Genomic DNA, 19,689 nt, shown 5'->3' on the forward strand with positions numbered 1-19,689 from the left:
GTTAGGTGCGGTTATTGGTCCAAAAATAAAAATTAGAATCACTTTGTATTTCAAACCCTGTTGAAGGGTAGAGTTGATGGCCAACCGTGTTTGTGATGGCTGTTTCCAATAAAAGCCCACAGGCATTTGTGCGAACAGCGAGTTGTTTTGCGGACTCAATGAGTGCTTTTGAGATTCCTTTTCCCCGAAATGATTTTTCCACATATAAATCATTTAAGAGCCAAAGACGTTTCATACGTGTAGAAGAAAAAAGTGGATATAATTGTGTAAAACCCACTGCTCTTCCTTCAGAAGTTTCTGCAAGATAGATTTCAGAATCAGTTTGTTCCATACGTTCTGTTATAAAACGTTTTGCGGTCTCTATATCGCTTTCTTTTTCATAGAAAACACGATATAAATCAAAGAGTTGGCCAACAGAATCCACGTCTTTTAGGGTTGATTTTCGTATGATATAATTCATATAATTGTATTTAGGTGACGGTTTAGGTAATTCGTTCGTGCGTCTGGATTATTATGTTGCAGCATTACTTCTTCCACCCAGACATTCCGCTCGAACCACAAAATAGCCATTTCCCAGACACATGATACAATTCCTTTATCCGAGACCATTTGAAAGTCTTCGGTCATGGGGTTCGAGGAAAAATAAGCAAATAATTGTAACATATTTTCGTCTATCCACCATGATATAATGGCGTAATATCCTTCTTTTCCTTGGTGAATAATGAGTGTTGCAATGTTATAGTGTGTAAGGCTGATTAGTTGAGCATGTTGAAGCCATTTTGAAATATGGTCTTTAATAATCATGATTATTTTTAGAGGAATAGAATTATCCGATTGGGTGATGGTGTAACATTTAATCACCCAATCATCAATATAGGCAAGTTCCTTAAATCGAATTATCCTCGGTTTATAGGGTGTTTTAACGATCATATATCACTTATTTATTTAAGTTGAGCCTCAAATTGTTCAATGGCCGAGAGGATATTGGGATTGTTGTGGTATCGAGCTTTCAGTGGAGCGAAAATTTCTTTTGCTTTGGGATTTCCCAAGGTCGTAAGGAGGAGGACGTGATAGAAAATATCATCTACCGATCCTTCCTGAAGTGATTGGTTCAATCTAGCTGAAAGCATGGCGTATGCCTTTTCTGTCTTGCCAAGTGTGGTCAACGTTTGTACGGCAACCAATGGAAAATCCCAACCATTTCCCAAAAACCACCTTGGTGTGTGGAGGTCTGTCAAAGCCTCTAAAGCAAATGATTCTGCTTTAGTATCTCCTAATGCAACCAATCCATTTAGGGCGTGCATCAGGCTCTGGTTTTTCCAAGAAGGTCTTGTTTTTAAATGGGTTAACGTTAAAAAAGAATGGCTGACTTTGGTTTTTCCCAACGCAATAGCCGCTGCATTAACCACACGGTCGCTTAGGTCATTAAGGTTCGAAAGGTAGAGCGGTGCAAAGGTTGAATCCTGCGTATTGCCCAGATTGGAAAGGGCTGCCGCTTTCACCCATGAACGGTCTTTCTTTATAATATCCGTTAATAAGCGGGTTGTTTGAGGGTCAAAAGGTGCATTTATGACCGCTTGGAGCTGCCCCAATACATTAAAACGGAAGCGCCAATAGGCTTTGCTTTGGAGGACTTCATGCACCGCATCCAAAAGCCTTTTCTGGAGGGTTTTGTTCATAGGATCGGCCTTATAAATATTTACCAATTCAAAAAAGGCTGTATTTCGGGAGGACGTAAAAGGGCTGTATTTTAGCTGAGTCAATAATGCTTCTGTATTTTGGTTATATTGAACTTCTTTAAGCCAAATCTGATGAGGGTCTATATTTATATAGTGCGGCATTTGGGAAAAACGATAGACTATTGTGGTGGTTTCTTGTGGTTTAATCCAGATTGATTTTTTTATTCCCTCTATTTCAATATCTAATATTCCTCTAAAAAAACGCGTACTAAGAGGTTGGTTATTTAATTTTTGGATTTGTTTAAAAATTAATTTTATTTCATTGCGTTTTATATTTATTTCTTTTGTAACCTTGAAAATAGGATATTGGGCTTGATATATCCATTGGTCAAAGAACCATTTTAGGTCTTTCGGACTAACACGTTGAATAACTGCTACAAAATCTTCGGTTGAAACTGGTTTAAAAGCATTTTCTTTAATAAAAACCTGAATTGCTTTAAAAAAAACTTGGTCTCCTAATTCTCTTTGTAACATTCGGAGTATCCATGCACCTCTGTATTTTACCGCACTACTTTTAGTAAAGGCTTCTTCCTGTTCCACTTCCTTTGGGACGATGGGTGATGGGTTATCGGCTTTAATCTCGTTCCAAATATTGCTTGCCTCCCAAGGATAATACCACAATTGATATTCTGCCTCCTTGTGGATATGTGCCGTAAAAAGTCCTTCAAAATATTGTGCAAAAGCCTTGGTCAGCCAAATATCTCGAACATTTTTGGGTATAATTATATTCCCAAACCATTGACTCGCCAAAGCATTAAATTCCACACCATCCCATAAATATTGAAAATCTTCGTGCGTTCCGTAGTCATCAATCATATTGTCCGAAATGATGCTCATGGCTTGTTGCCCTGTTAGGCTGGGAAAAGGGTAATTTTGCACCACCACTTGTGTATAATGCGAAAATGGATATTGAAAACCAGTTTTTTCCATTAGAAATCGCATCATTTCCGGCAAGCGAACGATGGTAGCAGTGGCTGCTTCTTTTTCATCGGGATAACAATAGGTATATAAGGGTGTCTCTTGGTAATGTTGTACCAATCGTTGGTACTCGCCCACCACAAAGGAGGTTAAATAAAGCGGATGTGGGTGGCTTGTCTTGTAGTGAAACGTACGGGTTTGATCGGAATTCTCGGTTTGCCCCACAAGTACGCCGTTGGCAATAACTGTCAAAGGAGTTTCCACTGTGACCATCAATTCGGTTGTCGCCAAATCGGAAAGAACAAGGCTCCCCGGTAGCCAATAGGGGTGGTGCTGCCATTCGCTCTGAGACCAAGCTTGTTTTCGCTTGATGGGATTGGTTGTAGTGGGCGAAAAAAATCGGACTCCCTTTCCGAAACTGCCGCCAAGATTATTCGGATCCGGCTCATTTACTTGTGTGGTTTCGTATCGGATATTTAATTTTAAAGAGTCTCCTTTTTGATATGTTTTGTTTAAATCAATTTGTAGAATATTGTTTTCTTTATCTAAGGTGAACCGAGAAAGTTGCTGATCCTCTGCGTAAATTTCATGGATCAGGAGTTGATTAGCAGCTAACTGAATGGAATTGGACGGTGTAGTAAATGATAACGTAATTTCTACCTTTCCAAGTACGCGTTTTTTCTCCCAATCAAGGGCTAAGTGGATTTTATAGTGGGCTAAATCAATGGATTCTGTAGTGGCATGTTTAGGCTTGTCTTGGGCATAAACAACAAAAGAAAGTATCCCAAAAAGAAACAAAATATAAGCTATTTTTTGGTTCATTTGAACATGCTAAGGCTAAAATATGGACGAGGTGGGCCTTTCGGGCAAGGTCTTACACCGGTAGTGGAGCGGTTAAGATTCGTACATTTATTTACAGGCGGCTACATATGCGTCTCCGCCTGTAAATGCTTAATACCAAACTCTTATACCACATTGACCAGCGACTCTCCAATAAATTAGCGTCTTTGGGAAATGGGATGTGGACAAGGACACGACATTTACGGCCAATCCATCGTCAATCAAGCTGGCGGAGGAGCCGTTCTACCTGCTTTTCGCTGTTAAGACCCACTTTGGGCGCAAGTTGAGACCTGGAAAGGTCGGGCGTTCGGGAGAATTCTCGTAGTTTTTGGATACGGACTTGGGTGATGAATTGATTGACCGTAAGCCCCGTTTCTTGTTTGAAGGTACGTGTTAGGTTTCGTTCACTCATGCAAGCCACGTCTGCCAGTGAAGCGAGGTTGTGCTTCTGGTCTATCTTTTCGATAATGTGGTCTTGTACGGCATGGATGCCATAGTGTATGTGGTTCCGGTAATTGAAATAAGGACTTATCTGGTGGTCTCCTCCTTTTCTACGGTTATATACCACCAATTCTTTGGCGACCTTATGGGCAAAATAACTATCGGTAAGTCCTTCTAATAAATACAACATGAGATCTATTCCAGAGGCAATTCCAGCACTGGTATGGATGCGGCCTTCCGAAAGGTACAATACATTTTCGATGACTTTTAGCTGAGGAAAATCTTTTTTGAGTTGTTGGATTAACTGAAAGTGGGTGGTACAAGCCCGTTGGTTTAGCACACCCGCTGCGGCCATGACAAAAGCCCCCACACAAATACTGACCAAGTGGGCCCCATTCTGGTTGGCCCCTGCAATCCAATGAAATAGCGCCTCTTGTTTCCGGAATGCATCAGACATAATGTATTTGACCCGCGATCCTGGGATAATAATATAGTCTCCTGCGGCATAGGTCACCTCGGAGAAGTGCATTAGTCGGTGAAGGCCCAAGCCTGCAGAGGTTTGGATTTCGTGCTCGATGCCACAGTACACGATCTCGAAGTTGGCGCCAAAATCTATGGCCTCGCTCAAGACTTGGTCTGGCCCCGCAAGATCCAGTAGGTGAACTTCCGGTAAAACAATAAAAATGAACTTCGTTCGGCGCATGGGATAAGGGGTTGTTATGATGGACATGCTCTACACGGAAAGAATAAGTCAAAATACATGCATAAGGCATAGACAGCAAGGGCAAGATACCCCGAATTAGTGGCTGCTTCATGTATCAAATTGGTTTTATTGCCGATAGACAAATATTTTGGGCATTAACTCATAAAATGCTTGCGCAACGGAAAGCGCTTTCTTATATTTCAATCGTTTGAAAATTATCAAACAAAACAAAATTTATAAATGTCGCTTGAACTCTCACCCCTGCAACACGAATTGGTCGTAGAATTTGGCAATATCTATGAAAATTACGGTTTTCAACGGATTAAAGGACTCATTGTGGGCCTTCTACTGGGTCAGCCGGAACCCATGAGCCTCGATGATATCGTGGATGCGTTGGGCCGCTCTAAAGGTCCGATTTCCACGGCGGTTCGTGAGCTTTCTACGATGGGTATTTTGCGAAAGGTGACTGGTCCGGAGAATCGTCGGGATTATTATACCACCCACCCCGACTTATTCTTCAACAACTTTATGTTCAACATGCAAACGGTACGGCGCAATCGCCGCATTGCCGAGCAGTTTTTGAACGAGGTATCGCCGGATGCACCCGGAAACGGACATCTGACCCGAAATTTGGAACACATGCGTGCTTTTTACACGCTTATGGAGACTTTTTACCGCAACTTCTCGGAAGAATGGAAATCCCAAAAACCCCTTTCCAATCGTCACGAAGAGGAGCGTTTTTGATCATCTTACTGACCTAATCATCCAAACCCAAACAAAAAATGAAACCTTTCCGCACGTTATGGGCCTGCGGCGTGGCATTGCTTTGCGTGATAGCGCCAATGGTGTCTGCACAAACGGTAAGTGGTATCGTCCGAGATAGTGGCTCTAATACACCACTGCCTGGCGTTACAGTAGCCGTTGTTGGTTCTTCTACAGGAACCGTTACCAGCACGACGGGGGCTTATTCCCTTCGTGTGGGCAAAGCAGGTACGTTTAGCATCCGATACTCGTTTGTGGGATATGCCACCGAGACCCGCACCGTATTGTTGGCCGTAGGAAAAGACCAAACCTTAGATGTTTCGCTGAATCCGGTAACACTTTCTGGAGACGAGGTGGTGGTTACGGCTTCTCGCCGTCCCGAAAAGCTGACCGAAGCGCCGGCTTCTATTAGCGTGATTACGGCTAAAGATTTAGACCAAATTGCCTCGTTTAATGTGGGCGAACTGGCCTCAAAGATTCAAGGGGTAGAGTTCGTTCGGACGGGTGTAACAGGTGTGGGCTTTAATGCACGTGGCTTTAATAATGCCTTTAATGCGAAGGTAATGGCCATGACCGATGGCCGAAACTCCATGATGGCGGGTGGAAGTGGCCTGCCTGCGGGGATTATGAATACCGTGATAAAGGAAGACATCGAGCGATTAGAAGTAGTGCTAGGCCCGAACTCGGCATTGTATGGCCCGAATGCGCATAATGGTGTGGCGAATACCATTACCAAAGACCCGCGTCGCCATCCGGGAACCACCGTTGCCCTGTCTGGTGGAAATCAAAGTGTACTTTCAGCACGCTTACGTCATGCGCAAACCCTGGGCGATAAGTTTGCTTTTAAGGTAACGGGTGAGTTTACCAAAGGGGAAGACTTCGACTTTAGGGATAGTGTTTATGTAGGGGGGACTTTTTATGGTCGTGTCCGCTCGGTTCCGGAACGCAATGTGGACCACACCTTCCAACACATTCGGGGTGAAGGTCATTTATACTTTACGCCCAAAGCCGGAAACGATATTATCTTGTCGTATGGCGGAAGCGTAAACGATTTTCTGAGTGTGAACAATGTGGGGCGTAACCAAATCCGAGACTGGAAATTCTCCTATGCCCAAGCCCGTTATGTATCACCACGTCTATTTGGTCAGGTTTATTATACCTGGACAGACGTAGGAACCTCGTATGGTATCACCCCTTACACCCGTGACTACACGAACCGCATCAACAGTACCATTACCGATGCCACCAACCCCTTCTTTCCGGTAGTGGGGCGTTTATCCTCCGAAGCCGCTGATGCTTTTGGTCTCCGTTTGGGTAACCAATTCAAGGAAAAATCGGGGCGGTTAAATGCCGAACTGCAATACAACAACTCGTTTGAAGCATTGGGCCTAAACGTTGTAGCCTCGGCGAATTACCAAAATGACCAACCCAATACCTTTGGAACCTCCATTGCAGACAGCACGGTTCCCGGGCAAGAAGGCACCCTCATTAATGTCACCCAAATGGGAGCCGCCTTACAATTGGAAAAAACCTTGCCTGTGGGCTTCAAATTGGTGGCTGCGGGGCGCTTAGACAACCATAGTAACTTCGGCAACCAGTTTGCACCGAAAGTAGCGCTTGTAAAAACGGTGGGTGATGGTGCGTTTCGGGCAAGTTATGGCCGCGCTTTCTCGAATCCGTTGATTTTATTTCAATATGCCTATATCTTCAACATCGTTTATGGCAACGGAAAAGGCATTCGTTACATCCCGAATGGGGCCAATGTGAATGACGCAGCGGCCATTAAAACCACCGACCCATTGCGTCCAGAGCAAATCGGAACGTATGAAGTGGGGTATAAAGGAACGTTCAACAAAAAAGTATTTGTGGATGTAGCCGGATATTATGGCAAAACCAAAGACTTCTTGAGTCCTTCGATCGGTATTTTGGGCCGCCCGCTTTCAATGGGAGATATCGAAATTAAAAATACCGCGCTTCCAGGAGCGGTTAGTGCAGCGGGTGTTCTTTCGGGCGCACAATTCCTTACCTACTTCAACTATGGCCAAGTGGACGCTTGGGGGGTGGACTTGGGGATAAACTATTACCTTAACAAGAATACTACACTTGGGGTGAAGTATTCTTGGTTCGACTCCGACATCACAGACGGAGACCTCAAAAACGATGCAAACCGTGACGGTGTGGTCTCGGCAGAAGAGCGAAGCCTCAATGCCCCCAACCACCGTGTAGCGGGTACGTTGAGTTTGGCCAATATCGCCGGAAAACCCCTCTTTGCCAACATATCGGCTCGGTGGGTACAAGAATACGATTTTTATTCCGGAAACCAGATTGGTACGGCGGCTGGCGAAGGCAAACGTGGGGTGGTCTCGGTTACCCTGCCCTCTGGCACAGCGGCCAGCTACCTTAAAAACTGGGATCATGGTGCATTGGGCGGCTTCACTACGGTGGACCTAAGTATGGGCTACGCCCTGAACAAGGTGTTCTCGCTGGGGGCTGCGGTCAGCAATGTCTTTAATGTAGAACAACGCGAATTTGTTGGTTCGCCTTCTATCGGACGGTTGATTTCGTTTGAGCTCAAAGCCAATATGAAATAAGCCAGTTATCGAAAACGGGTGGTGGTTCATCCAAACTGCCACCCGTTTTTGCTCATTAAACTCACCAAACCGCTTTTCTACACACGAGTCGGATTTAAAAGTAGTATGCGCAAAGCCAAAATTATCGGAACAGGTTTGTATGCACCGGAACGGGTGATCCCTAATACATTCTTCAATGACCTTTATCAACAGGATGTAGATGCTTTTCTGCGCGAAAACCGCCATATTTTTGAGCGGCGATACATGACAGACGAACAAACCACATCCGATCTGGCCGCTGAAGCAGGGCGGCGCGCCATCCAAAATGCGGGTCTCCAGCCGCAAGACATTCAATTGGTGGTAGTTGCGACTGATACGCCAGACTTCCTCTCGCCTTCTACGGCTGCCATCGTACAACATAAAATAGGCGCTACCGGTGCCGGATCCTTCGACATCAATACCGCCTGTGCCGGATTTGCGACGGCCTTGGACATCGGCAGTAAATACATTGGGGCAGATCCGCGCTATCAATACGTTTTGGTGATTGGGGCATATGGCATGAGCCGCTTTTTGGACTTCAGAGACCGCAATGTCGCCACACTTTTTGCAGATGGTGCAGGTGCGGTGGTACTAACGCCCTCTGAAGACGAAAGCGGGGTTCTGGCTTCTCGTTTATGGTCCGATGGTCAGTACAACGACTATATGGGTCTTTATGTGGGTGGAGCCGCAACACCCCCAACCGAAGTCCTGATTCATGAACAACAACATTTGCTTCAATTCCGGAAAAAATTCCCCAAAACGTTTAATTTTGACCTTTGGACGGGGGTGATTCAAGCATTATGCGCCGAGTTGGGCATAACGACACAAGAGGTGGATCGTTATTTCTTCACCCAAATTAACATCCTCACGATCCGCGAGGTACTGGGGCATTTCGCGATTCCAGAAACCAAAACCCATTACATCATGGACCGATATGGTTATACCGGAAGCGCCGCCATTCCGATGGCCCTGGCCGATGCCAACGCGGCGGGTAAACTCCGTCGGGGAGATTTGATCTTTATCGTTACCTCTGGCGGTGGAGCGGCCATGGCTGCGTTAGCGCTCCGCTGGTAAATTTTTCAACCCCTCACAAAAGATACCTTTATGGATTCGCACGTCATTGGTTGGATTTTTTTTGGCATATATGTGGCCTTTATGGCCTATGCCACCTATCTCGGTCTTCGTCAGAGCAAAGGCTTGGCCTCTTTTTCGGTGGGTAATCGTCAGGTCAACCCGACTTGGGTGGGTCTATCGTTGGCGGCCAATCTGACAAGTGCGGCCACTTTTGTAATCAATCCCGGCTTGGTCTATCACTTTGGAATGGCTGGATTTTTAGGATATGCCGTGGCGACACCGCTGGGCATTATGGTGGGGCTGATCATTGTCTCCAAGAGTTTCCGGCGGGTGGGCGATCAGTTTGCGGTTTTAACGGTTCCACAATGGATTGGCGACCGATTTGGGGATAAACGGCTTACGCTTTTTTATGCCTTTTTAAGTTTATTGCTCATTACTTTTTTGGTATTGATTACGGTTGGATTGGCCCGTGTCTTGGGAGCGTTGCTGGGTATAGATTTACTGGTGGCCATTGCCATCGTCATCATTTTACCATTGGTGGCCATTTTTCTTGGTGGCGCAGGCGCACATATTCTCATCAATTCGGTACAGGCACTTATCATGCTTGTGGTGGCACTAATCTTGCTCGGCTCTGGTATTTCGTATTTTGCGGACGGGCTTGGCGGGTTCTTAGAAAAACTGAGGGCCATAGACCCCTGGCTCGCCCAACCAATCAACCCCAAGAGTGCACTTTTTAGGAATTTCTTTGAGGTCTATGTGGCCAATTTTATGATTGGCGTGGCGGTGATTATGCAGCCGCATATTATTTCCAAAGCCCTTTATCTCAAGACAGAAAGTGATGTAAATAAATACCTTACGACAGGTCTTGTAACGGTTTTCTTCTTCTTCATGGTGCTGGTCGTCGGTGCTTTTGCCCGCATCCAGTTTAACGATCCAAGTCTTGCCGTAGATGCCGTCATGCCCCGCTATCTGACCGATCATTTTGGGCCTGTGGTTCGGGGAATTGTAGCGCTTGGCCTGCTTTCTGCGGGTTTTTCTACGATGGAAGGCTTGCTCGTTTCGCTCTCAGCCATCTTTGCCAACGATGTCTATAAAAACCTTTTCCCCCAACCCGAAAAATCTCGAGAGGACGCGGACCGACAGGCGCTACGATATGGAAAGGGTTTTTTGGTGGTATTGGCCCCGGTATTATTTCTGATCTCTGCCAGCCAAATCAAGCCCGATCTATCGGTAGCAATGTTGGCACAAAATGGCGTTTATGGACTGTTTTCAGCTACTTTTGCGCCCGTTTTATTTGGGATTTTCTCTAAACGACTTACAAAAATGGGCGTATTGATCACGGCTTTGACCGCTATTGTGATTCATTTTGGCATGACCTACGGCAAAATAACCTTGATGTCCAATAACCCCGCCGTTCCGGCTACCTTTGCCCTTATCGGCAGTTTGATCGTCGCTACGTTGTTCGTCCTCTCCAACCGTCCGTCCTTCCATAAAAGATAACCTGTATGAGAACAGACTGGCTCGCCCGAAATGCACAATATTACCCACAAAAAACGGCCCTCATCTGGCAGCCGGAAAACCGACGGCTTTCTTATTTAGAATGTGACCATTTGGGCAATCAAACAGCCCATTGGCTCCTCACACAGTACAACCTCAAGGTGGGCGATCGAGTGGCGGTGCTTGCCGAGAATAGTTTGGCGCATATCCTGCTTTTTTTTGCCTGTCAGAAAGTCGGACTCATCCTCGTTCCACTGAATTATCGCCTTACCCCCTCCGAGGTGCAATACATCGTTGAGGATAGTGAACCGGCGGTACTCTTCTATGGAGACGCTTTTGCCGAATATGTAACAAACGCAAAGCCGATTTGTTTGCCTATAACAAAAGTGCTTCAGGTTATTGAGAATAAAGAACTTAGTTTGCCATCGTTTCAGCAAAATCCAGACGATGCCGTTATGATCCTTTACACCTCTGGCACAACTGGACGACCCAAAGGAGCCATGATCACGCACAAGATGCTGGCCTTTAATGCGTATAATACCATCATGCGTCTCGACCTGACCACCAAGGACATCTCCTTCAACGCCGCACCGTTTTACCATACAGGCGGCTGGAATGTCCTGCTAACGCCCTTTCTTTTGCTGGGAGCAACCACCATTTTATTAGACCGCTTTGATCCGGCGGAAATCCTCGAACTAGGCGAGAACGAGCAAATGAGTATCATCTGGGGCGTACCAACCATGATGAAAATGCTTTCGGATCATCCCAATTTCGGAAGGGTAAATCTCCAAAGTGTGCGATATGCAATTGTAGGCGGCGAACCCATGCCAATTCCACTTATCCAAACTTGGCAACAAAAAGGCGTACCCATTCGGCAAGGGTTTGGGATGACGGAAGTTGGACCAAACTGCTTTTCTTTACCCGAAGAAGACGCCATCCGTAAAGCCGGATCCATTGGCTTTCCTAATTTCTATGTGGACGTTCGGGTAGTGGACGATTTTGGCAACGATGTGCCTGCCGGAACCACGGGCGAACTGCTCATGCGCGGCCCCATGACTACCTCTGGATATTGGCGGAATGAACCTGCAACTGCCCAAGCCTTGCAGAATGAATGGTTCTATACTGGAGACTTGGTGCGTGTGGACGAAGAAGGGTATTTCTATGTGGCCGGACGTAAAAAAGACCTGTATATTTCGGGCGGCGAGAATGTGTATCCTGCCGAGGTGGAAAAGGTTTTGTACCAACATCCTGCGGTGGCCGAGGCTGCCGTTATCGGCATACCAGATGCCAAATGGGGCGAAACAGGATTGGCCTTTATTGCCCTAATGCCGAATCAAAACGCTACCGAGGCGGAAATCATCGCCCATTGTCAGCGTTTCCTTGCACGTTATAAAATCCCAAAATACGTCCACTTCCTGCCCGAATTACCCAAAGGCCATAGTGGTAAAATCCTAAAACGGGAACTGGCAGATCGTTTGAATACCCCGAATACTACATCAACCTTATGAGAACACTTTTTTTTAATCTGCTGATTTTTACTCTTTTGGCTGGATGTCAGGCCACAAAAATACCTACCATGCCCGTTACCGATGCCTTGCCCCACGCCCTTGCTCCCCTCAAAAAAATAACCGTTGGCAACCACCAAATTGCTTTTTGGGAAGGCGGAAAAGGCAAAGAGGTGCTTTTGTTTGTACATGGCTTGGGTTCCAACTCATCTTTTTGGAAGGAAAACCTGCCAGCATTCACCGAAGGGTACCGCGTCATTGCCATAGATCTGCCTGGTTACGGCGCTTCGTCTAAGGAGCAAGTGCCGGCGACCATGCCGTGGTTTGCCGATCAAGTAGCGGCTTTTCTGACAGCCATGCGAATCGAAAAAGTGACGTATGTGGGCCTCTCTATGGGTGGACAAATCGGGATGACGCTCGCACTTCAGCATCCGGACAAGGTGTCGAAGCTCGTTTTGGTCTCGGCGGCTGGCATAGAGACCTTCGACGAAAAAGCCCGTACGAGTCTAAGGAACTTCATGACCGTCAAGTCTATTATGGAGGCCACCGACCCACAAATCACGACCAGTATTGCCCTTAATTTCGATACGTATGACGCCCCAAAATTTGGATGGTTGGTAGAACAACGGAAAGCATGGAAAACCCGGCCAGACTTCCGCGCCTATGCCGAGGTCAACGAAAAATCGGTTTCTGGCATGTTGGACGGGGCTGTCTATGAGCAGTTGGATGTCCTCCACCTCCCTGTTTTGGTTCTTTATGGCAAGGGGGACAAAATGATTCCAAACCGTTTCTTTAATCCCGGCCTCACCACAGCAGACATTGCCAGTCGCGCCGGAAGTGCCCTCCATAATGCAAAAGTGGAGTTGGTGGAAAAAGCCGGACACTTGTTGCCATTAGAACAGCCGGAAGCATTTAATCGCGTGTTACTCACATGGCTAAAGAATTCACCTTCCAAATAATGGTCATTCCTGTCTTATGACGGAACAACTTTAGGTATTGGCCAAAGACCAAGTGTAGGATAAGGTTATGGTTTTTTCCTATCGTTTTCGCCCTGCCGAACCTGTGGTCTTTGCTTATGAGACATCAAAATAGGTCTCTCGCAAAGCCAGATCATTCAAGTGAACGGCCTAATCGGCTGAAACTAAACCCAGAAGGTTTTATACCAAAGGAAAAGGGAGCCTGCATCTGCGAGACTCCCCTTTCCTTTTCTCTTCATCAAACAATGTGATATGGCTTCTTATAACTCGCCTCTTCTGCGTACAAGTTCCGCTTTAATTTCCTTTGCTTTTTCCTCGGATAAGTCGTAATTCCACATCAACCAAATAGCCAGCGCGGCTGTTATGGCAGGCAGAGCAATATCGAAAATACGTAAAAGCGTCATTGTTTCGGCGGTCTGTATCGCGGCATTTTGGTCAAATCCAGCTACTTTTAGTACAATTCCCCCTAAAAACAACGCCAAGGCTTGACCAAGTTTGACCATCCACCAATAAATGGCGCCAAAGGTTCCTTCTTTTCGTGGCATACCATTTTCCAACTCGTCCAAGTCGCACACATCGGCGGTCATGCTCATCATTAAGGTAAATAAGCCGCCCAATCCAAAGGCAATAAATGGAACAGGCATAAAAATCATCCAAGGGTTTTCCGGATTAAATCCCCACCATTTCAGAATATACCCAATAATCGAAATGAAAGTAGAAATTACAAATGCCGTCCGCTTCCCATATTTATTGGCCAACATGGTGACAATAGGAATAACCAAAAAGGCCGTTGCCAGGGCACTAATGGTAGAAAACCAAGCAGGTAAAGTGCCAGCTGCTTCGTAACTACCATTAAACATGTAAAAAACAATAATAAAAATACTAAATGAAGCAACCATTTGAAAGCCGTTGAAGACCAAAAAAGTCGCTCCACATAGACGCATAAATGGAATATTGCGGCTCATGTTCTTAATATCTTTAAATAACTTACCTAAATTATTAAAGGTGTTTTTTAAGGTTAAGTCTGCTTGGTTTTCAATATGAGAAGCGGCTACTTCTTTACAAAAAATAGCTGGCAAAATGCCGAGAATAATACACGCAATACCTACTATAATAGATAAAGTGCGAACACCTTCTGCTTGTGTGGCAAACAAATTTGGATCAGCAACCAATACCCAGAACCAGGGCACAATCATCCAAGCCAATTGGCTTACTGTTTGAGAAAAGCCCATCAACCTTGTTCTTTCTTTATAGTCACTTGTCATTTCATACCCCAAACCAATTAATGGGGTAGAAAACATGGTATTAAATAAAATAAATATAATAGAGGTAATCAAAAAATACCAAAAATTAAAAACAGTTCCATTTGCCTCACTCATTTGCCATTGAACAAAAAAGAAAATACCCGCAAAGATAGCACCCGCAAAGATATAAGGCCTTCTTCGTCCCCACTTTGATTTCGTATTATCAGAAATAAAACCCATAATTGGGTCTGATAAAGCATCTATAAAACGAGGAATGGCAGACAGCATACCTGCATACACGGGGTCAATTCCAAATCCTGTTAGTAAGAAAAAGGAAAAAACCCCCAAGGCACCCGGAAAAAGATTATTCACCAAGTGACCAGCACCAAAGGCCATTTTTTGGACGATCGGTACACCCTGATTGATCTGGTTACTCATAATTAATTATGGGGTTTTAGGGTTATGGTTTGCAAACTTTCTTGATCTAAATTAAATATGTGAGAAAAACCATCCAGATGAATGGAGACAGTCTGGGGCTTTTTCTCTTTATTTAACAATACCAAGACAATAGAATGATCTGTATTTTCGACAGCGGTTGCATGGATAGTACTATTTAAGTTTGAAAGGCCAATTCTATGTGCTCCCGGTCTGATGAATTTGCTAAAATGCGACATCACATAATACAAAGGCGTAAAATAGACTTCATCTTTTTCTACGTTTACAATGATGGGTGCAATACACCAATTTTTAAACCAATTTGGTCCACCTTGTTGATCCAATACCATGTTCCAGTCAATCCAGCCTTCTACCCAGTGATTTAAAGAGCCGATAATGTCTTCGGCGTAACGATAGACGGGTACATATTTAGGATGGAGGTATTTTTCATGCTCAGATGCCCAATCGTAACCCCAATCTGTGGCATGGGGCTGCCAATACCATTGATCATTCTGCCATACAGGTACTTCTGCATCTATACAGGCTTCTGTCTGAATTAAATGTTTTTCGGGTGCTTTATGATGGGCATAATCCAACGCTTCCGGGAAATAGTCGTAGGTGCTTTCATACCAATGTATGGCTGTTCCATGAAAATAGCGACTACTTTCTGATGTGCGATACATTTCATCTACCCAATTTTTTAGGTCCGCCCTATTTTGATCATAACCTAAAATTTTAATACTTTTATATCCATTTTTTTCAAGGTGAGGGCCTAAATAGTATTGTACAAAATTGGTCATTTCTTGTGGAGTATAGTGCATACTTTCCCAATTATTGCCATTCCCATTTGGTTCATTCTCTACGGTAATACCCCAAAATGGAATTCCATGTCTTTTGTAGGCATCTAAGTATTTTGAAAAAAACAATGCCCAAGTAGCGTAATATTCTGGTTTAAGTTTACCCCCCACCCAATGGTTATTGTCTTTCATCCAAGGGGGAGCTGTCCACGGAGAAGCAATTAAGTTAAAGCCTTCTTTAGAAAATTTTTGTGCTTCTTTGATAATGGGAATAATGGATTCTTCATCATGACGTATGTCAAAATTTTTTAGTAATGTATCGCCTGGTGTCATCGCATATGCATAATGATCAAGAGAAAAATCTGATGAATTCATTTGGGTTCGACACAAAGAATAATTTGCTCCTTCTTGTCCAAAGTATGCGTTTAATATTTTTTTTCGGTTTGCCACACTCAATTTTTGTAATAAATATGTAGTTGCTTCGGTGAAAGCACCACCAAATCCCAATATTTTCTGAAATTTAATCTTAGGCTGAATCCGAATAATCACACTGGGAGAGGTTGTAATGTTTTGAATACTTACCGCTGTCAAAGCATCTCCACTAGCAGAAGATTTCCATGCATTTACTTCCCAACTTTTAGCCTGCGACATAACCGTATCTATCCCCAAGAAAATAACAAGAAATAAAAAAAAGTATCTCATAAGGTAAGAGTTAGATTAATGCATTAGGGTTAATACAGACTTTTATGGATTGCACAATTCCTTTTCTTAAAAATATGGCTTCGCTTAATTCGGCTGATAGTACACTGGTATTAAATACTATCTCTTCTTGATTCTTTAAGGTTACAGTCATGCTTATTTTATCTCCAAGCTCATAAATTACCGGAACCTGACAATAAGTAAATGCCATGCTATTTTCAGGAATGAGATACTTATTTTGTTTGTTTTTAACATCTGTATAAGTAAACAAAAATGGATCACTCTTAAATGTCTTTTTTGTAAGAATGATAGGTTTAAAATGAAGTTGGCCATTTTGTATCTGAACACCTAATTCACCCCAATGGCAGATAATGTCCTCCTTTACTTGTCCAGTCATGCCAGGCTGTTGTGCACCTTTTCTGGAAGGTGTGTGCGAATAAGCATCTGTAGGAAATGCACCATACGCTTGTGGAGACTTATGAACGCCAAGACCTTCATAAAGGTCATAATAATGTTGGACGAGAGCGTCAAAATCCTTTTTAGCTACTTTTTCCTGATATGCTTTAAATATATTTTCTAAAACAGCCAATAATAATTTTGAAACCATATGCCAATAGACAGAGCCTAACCCTTCATATGCATAAAAAGTCCCAGACCGCCCTGTAAAGGCTTTATGATTAAATATCTTCTCGTAGATTAGATATATCTTATTTAATTCAACTTCATTATAATGTACGTAATGAAGTGAAATTAAATTCGATAATCCGTCTTTTAAGTCATTATTATTTTTAAAATTCTTATTAAAATGATAATATCCTAATGCATCTCTCTCAATGATTGACTTGTTACCTTTTTCTATTAATTCCTGAATCAATAAACAATTTTTTATTTCTGACTCATCAAATGTATTCTTTTCCAGAAAGCCCGGTAATTTTTTATCTGGATATAAGATGTAGCTATTTCGGTCTTCAACATATAAAGGACTTTGCTTTAATGCGTTTAGCACCTGTACCACTTGTTTAGCATCCAATATCCCTGCGCTTAGTGCTGCCACCTGACCTTCCAGCATGACAGTAAGGCGAGATACCTGTACAGCTTGCCCTTCAAATGAGGCTAAGTTATATGCATGGTAAAGCCCATCTGGCCGTTTGTTAGACTGAATGGTGTGGTCAATAAACTGTAAAGACACTTTATTAAATCGCTGAATACCTTCAATAGAAATGGTTCGTTTTTTACCCCAAAATCCGTGATCATATACATGCCAACGGTAAGAACTTGCTGCTTCACCAAGTTGGTCCATGATGTTTCTACGATCAGAATCGGTGATTTCTGACGAGAGTAAAGCCACATTATCTTCCAGAACTTTCCGAATATTTTTGTAACAGTCAATGAGTTCTTGAGAAATCTTAACTTCACTAACAGGCGATGTGCATAATATTTTCTCGAAAAAAACCAAAAAACGACGTAAATAGTATAAAGTAACCATCGAAACACCATTTCCAACCAACGCATTGTTCGCATCATTCCATTCGGGCCTTTGGGTATTCATCCAAATACCCGCTTCCGGAATAAAATTAGATATTTTGGATAAGATAACAGCGAGAATTTTTTCAATGAAGTTAACGTGATGAATATTGTTGTCTTCATCTTTTACTAAACAAGCGTCCGATCCAACATTAGTTCTTTCTTCTCGGATACGTAAGTCCATTACGTGATCGAAAGTAATTGTATCTTTTGGATTGAGAACAATATCTTGGTATTTTTTTATCTTGTAAGGAACATGGGCATAAACAAAACTTTCTTTATCGAATAAATTTCCCAATAAATCAGGTTTATAAGCGGTTATAAATTCCAAAAATTTTAATAAATAGATCACTTGATGATCCCCCCAATAGCCGATATACGCCCAAGGATCATCTGGCTCAATAATTTCCCAATCAAAACCGTCTTTACTTACTCTATAGGGGTTATATCCTTCAAACGTAGTTGCATTTAAAAATTTATAAACCATGCTTTCCGCATATTCAGGAAAGGACATGGCCAATGCTTCCCAATTTTGGAAAATATCCCGCCAGTTCCCTTGATAATCCAATACTTTACTACCATCGGTTTCATTGATGGTATTTACATAAAACTTATTCCATGGACGTGAGGGATCGCCATGTCTTCGGCTGAAATACAGAGGCAGATATTCTTTAGATAATCTTTGAAAGTCAGTATTTGTATCGAAAAGATATAGCTGTGTAATGAAATTAAAATCAAATTTCTCTGGCCATTTTATTGCTTCTTCTGAAATTAATTTAAAAATATGTTTATTTGCGTTATTAAGATAGGATAAAAAATCTGATTTTGAAATCAAATATTGGTCATCAAAAATACCGCCTCGCATGATGTTAAATAAGACATTGGAAAAATGTCTAGAGTCTTTAAGCGGATCGGAGGTGTTTTGTAATCCATCTGCATTACAAGCCAATTTAAGGAGATTGCTTGTGCCTTCCGCTACATCTGCTAAAACATCTTTTATTAAACGAGTCGGTTGTTTAAGGGCTTCCATTAAGTGAATAACCTCACTATGGCTTTTATGAACATCCGCCACCATATACCATTCTTTAACATCATTTGCAGTTAGCGAGAGGGTTTCACAGATAAAATAAGCCCCTTTTTCGCCTTTATTTTCAATTTCAGGATGGATTGTCCGTCCATTCCTAAATGATTCTAATTGAAACGTAGAGAGCAAATTGATAGGATTTTGAAGCCCGAACGACCAAACGGTATTGGCTTTAAGCGCCTCGCTGGGTTCCGCCCGATCCACAATAATGGCTGAAAGGGCATAGATGCCCAGTCCCAATGGCATTGCCAGCTCACTTTGTTTGTAGGCATCCACCAAATTGCTATAAAAGTTCTGTAAATCACTACCAACACCTGCCGGAAGTATATTCTGTAGGCCATCGAGCACGTCAAGTTGGCAATTTTCGGCATTCAGATTGACCAATGTTGCTTTTCGAATAAAACCGTATTGGGCAGCATTGCTCCACTGGTACCTGAAAATTAATCCAAGAGTCTGGTTAATCTCTTCAAAAATAAGCTCATTTCCATAAATACTTTTATACAAATTTCGCTGGGTTTCAAAATGACTTCTATTTCTTTCAGAGAAGGGTTCCCAGACGTAAACACCTGCCTTGTTTTTACCTCGGATAATGGTTTTGGAGCCAGTATATTCGGCACCATCTGTAATTTTGTCTTCGGTATAATATGGGAAAAGCGAAAAATCAGCACTTATCCGGCCTGCCGTAAGTCCGCCGTTACTCGAAACAAACATCCAATGATTCGAGGAGCTCAAAATTGTCATAAAGAATGGCCTCATTTTATCAATATTGGTAATTTGATAAAATGTAGTGTTGCCGAAGACGACCTGTTTCATTATGGAGGATTTTTTTAAAAAAATAGAT

13 protein-coding genes are annotated in these 19,689 nt (G+C 43.2%); 6 read left to right on the top strand and 7 right to left on the bottom strand.

The annotated features are described in order from the left end of the window. Position 1 precedes the first annotated feature (1 nt). The 4 genes from JNN12_05015 to JNN12_05030 form a co-directional block, all read right to left on the bottom strand. Positions 2-460: a GNAT family N-acetyltransferase gene (locus tag JNN12_05015; GenBank protein MBL7977682.1), complete on the bottom strand. Its 459-nt coding sequence runs from the start codon at positions 458-460 to the stop codon at positions 2-4. Continuing rightward, positions 457-804: a hypothetical protein gene (locus tag JNN12_05020; GenBank protein ID MBL7977683.1), complete on the bottom strand. Its 348-nt coding sequence runs from the start codon at positions 802-804 to the stop codon at positions 457-459. The genes JNN12_05015 and JNN12_05020 overlap by 4 nt, the downstream gene beginning before the upstream one ends. 137 nt (positions 805-941) lie before the next feature. Beyond that, positions 942-3,479, bottom strand: a complete 2,538-nt coding sequence (locus JNN12_05025) for a M1 family metallopeptidase (protein MBL7977684.1) — start codon at positions 3,477-3,479, stop codon at positions 942-944. Between the two features lie 235 nt (positions 3,480-3,714). After that, complete coding sequence (locus JNN12_05030) at positions 3,715-4,641, bottom strand: DJ-1/PfpI family protein (protein ID MBL7977685.1); 927 nt, start codon at positions 4,639-4,641, stop codon at positions 3,715-3,717. A gap of 240 nt (positions 4,642-4,881) precedes the next feature. On the opposite strand from JNN12_05030, the gene JNN12_05035 reads away from it, so the two are divergent. The 6 genes from JNN12_05035 to JNN12_05060 all read left to right on the top strand — a co-directional run bounded on the left by JNN12_05035 (position 4,882) and on the right by JNN12_05060 (position 13,047). Further along, entirely contained in the window at positions 4,882-5,385 is a 504-nt protein-coding gene (locus JNN12_05035; protein ID MBL7977686.1) for a winged helix DNA-binding protein, read from the top strand. 38 nt (positions 5,386-5,423) lie between these two features. Further along, positions 5,424-7,994: a TonB-dependent receptor gene (locus JNN12_05040; protein MBL7977687.1), complete on the top strand. Its 2,571-nt coding sequence runs from the start codon at positions 5,424-5,426 to the stop codon at positions 7,992-7,994. Positions 7,995-8,099: 105 nt separating this feature from the next. Next, on the top strand, positions 8,100-9,086 hold the full coding sequence (locus tag JNN12_05045; protein ID MBL7977688.1) for a ketoacyl-ACP synthase III: 987 nt from the start codon (positions 8,100-8,102) through the stop codon (positions 9,084-9,086). A gap of 30 nt (positions 9,087-9,116) precedes the next feature. Then, the gene (locus JNN12_05050) at positions 9,117-10,586 is read left to right on the top strand and encodes a sodium:solute symporter family protein (GenBank protein MBL7977689.1); all 1,470 of its coding nucleotides are present in this window, start codon (positions 9,117-9,119) and stop codon (positions 10,584-10,586) included. A gap of 5 nt (positions 10,587-10,591) precedes the next feature. Further along, positions 10,592-12,091: a long-chain fatty acid--CoA ligase gene (locus tag JNN12_05055; GenBank protein MBL7977690.1), complete on the top strand. Its 1,500-nt coding sequence runs from the start codon at positions 10,592-10,594 to the stop codon at positions 12,089-12,091. Next, positions 12,088-13,047: an alpha/beta hydrolase gene (locus tag JNN12_05060; GenBank protein MBL7977691.1), complete on the top strand. Its 960-nt coding sequence runs from the start codon at positions 12,088-12,090 to the stop codon at positions 13,045-13,047. The genes JNN12_05055 and JNN12_05060 overlap by 4 nt, the downstream gene beginning before the upstream one ends. A gap of 278 nt (positions 13,048-13,325) precedes the next feature. On the opposite strand, the gene JNN12_05065 is transcribed toward JNN12_05060, so the two are convergent. The 3 genes from JNN12_05065 to JNN12_05075 are packed head-to-tail and all read right to left on the bottom strand — an operon-like array spanning position 13,326 to position 19,661. Further along, a complete protein-coding gene (locus JNN12_05065) occupies positions 13,326-14,747 on the bottom strand; it encodes an MFS transporter (GenBank protein ID MBL7977692.1) in 1,422 nt (473 codons plus the stop codon). Between the two features lie 2 nt (positions 14,748-14,749). Beyond that, positions 14,750-16,243 (bottom strand): glycoside hydrolase family 30 protein, encoded by a 1,494-nt coding sequence (locus JNN12_05070; protein MBL7977693.1) that lies wholly within the window; start codon positions 16,241-16,243, stop codon positions 14,750-14,752. 10 nt (positions 16,244-16,253) lie between these two features. Further along, on the bottom strand, positions 16,254-19,661 hold the full coding sequence (locus tag JNN12_05075) for a hypothetical protein (protein MBL7977694.1): 3,408 nt from the start codon (positions 19,659-19,661) through the stop codon (positions 16,254-16,256). Positions 19,662-19,689: the final 28 nt, after the last annotated feature.

This window comes from Bacteroidetes Order II. bacterium, assembly GCA_016788705.1.
In the GTDB taxonomy this organism is placed as follows: Bacteria; Bacteroidota; Rhodothermia; order Rhodothermales; family UBA2364; genus UBA2364.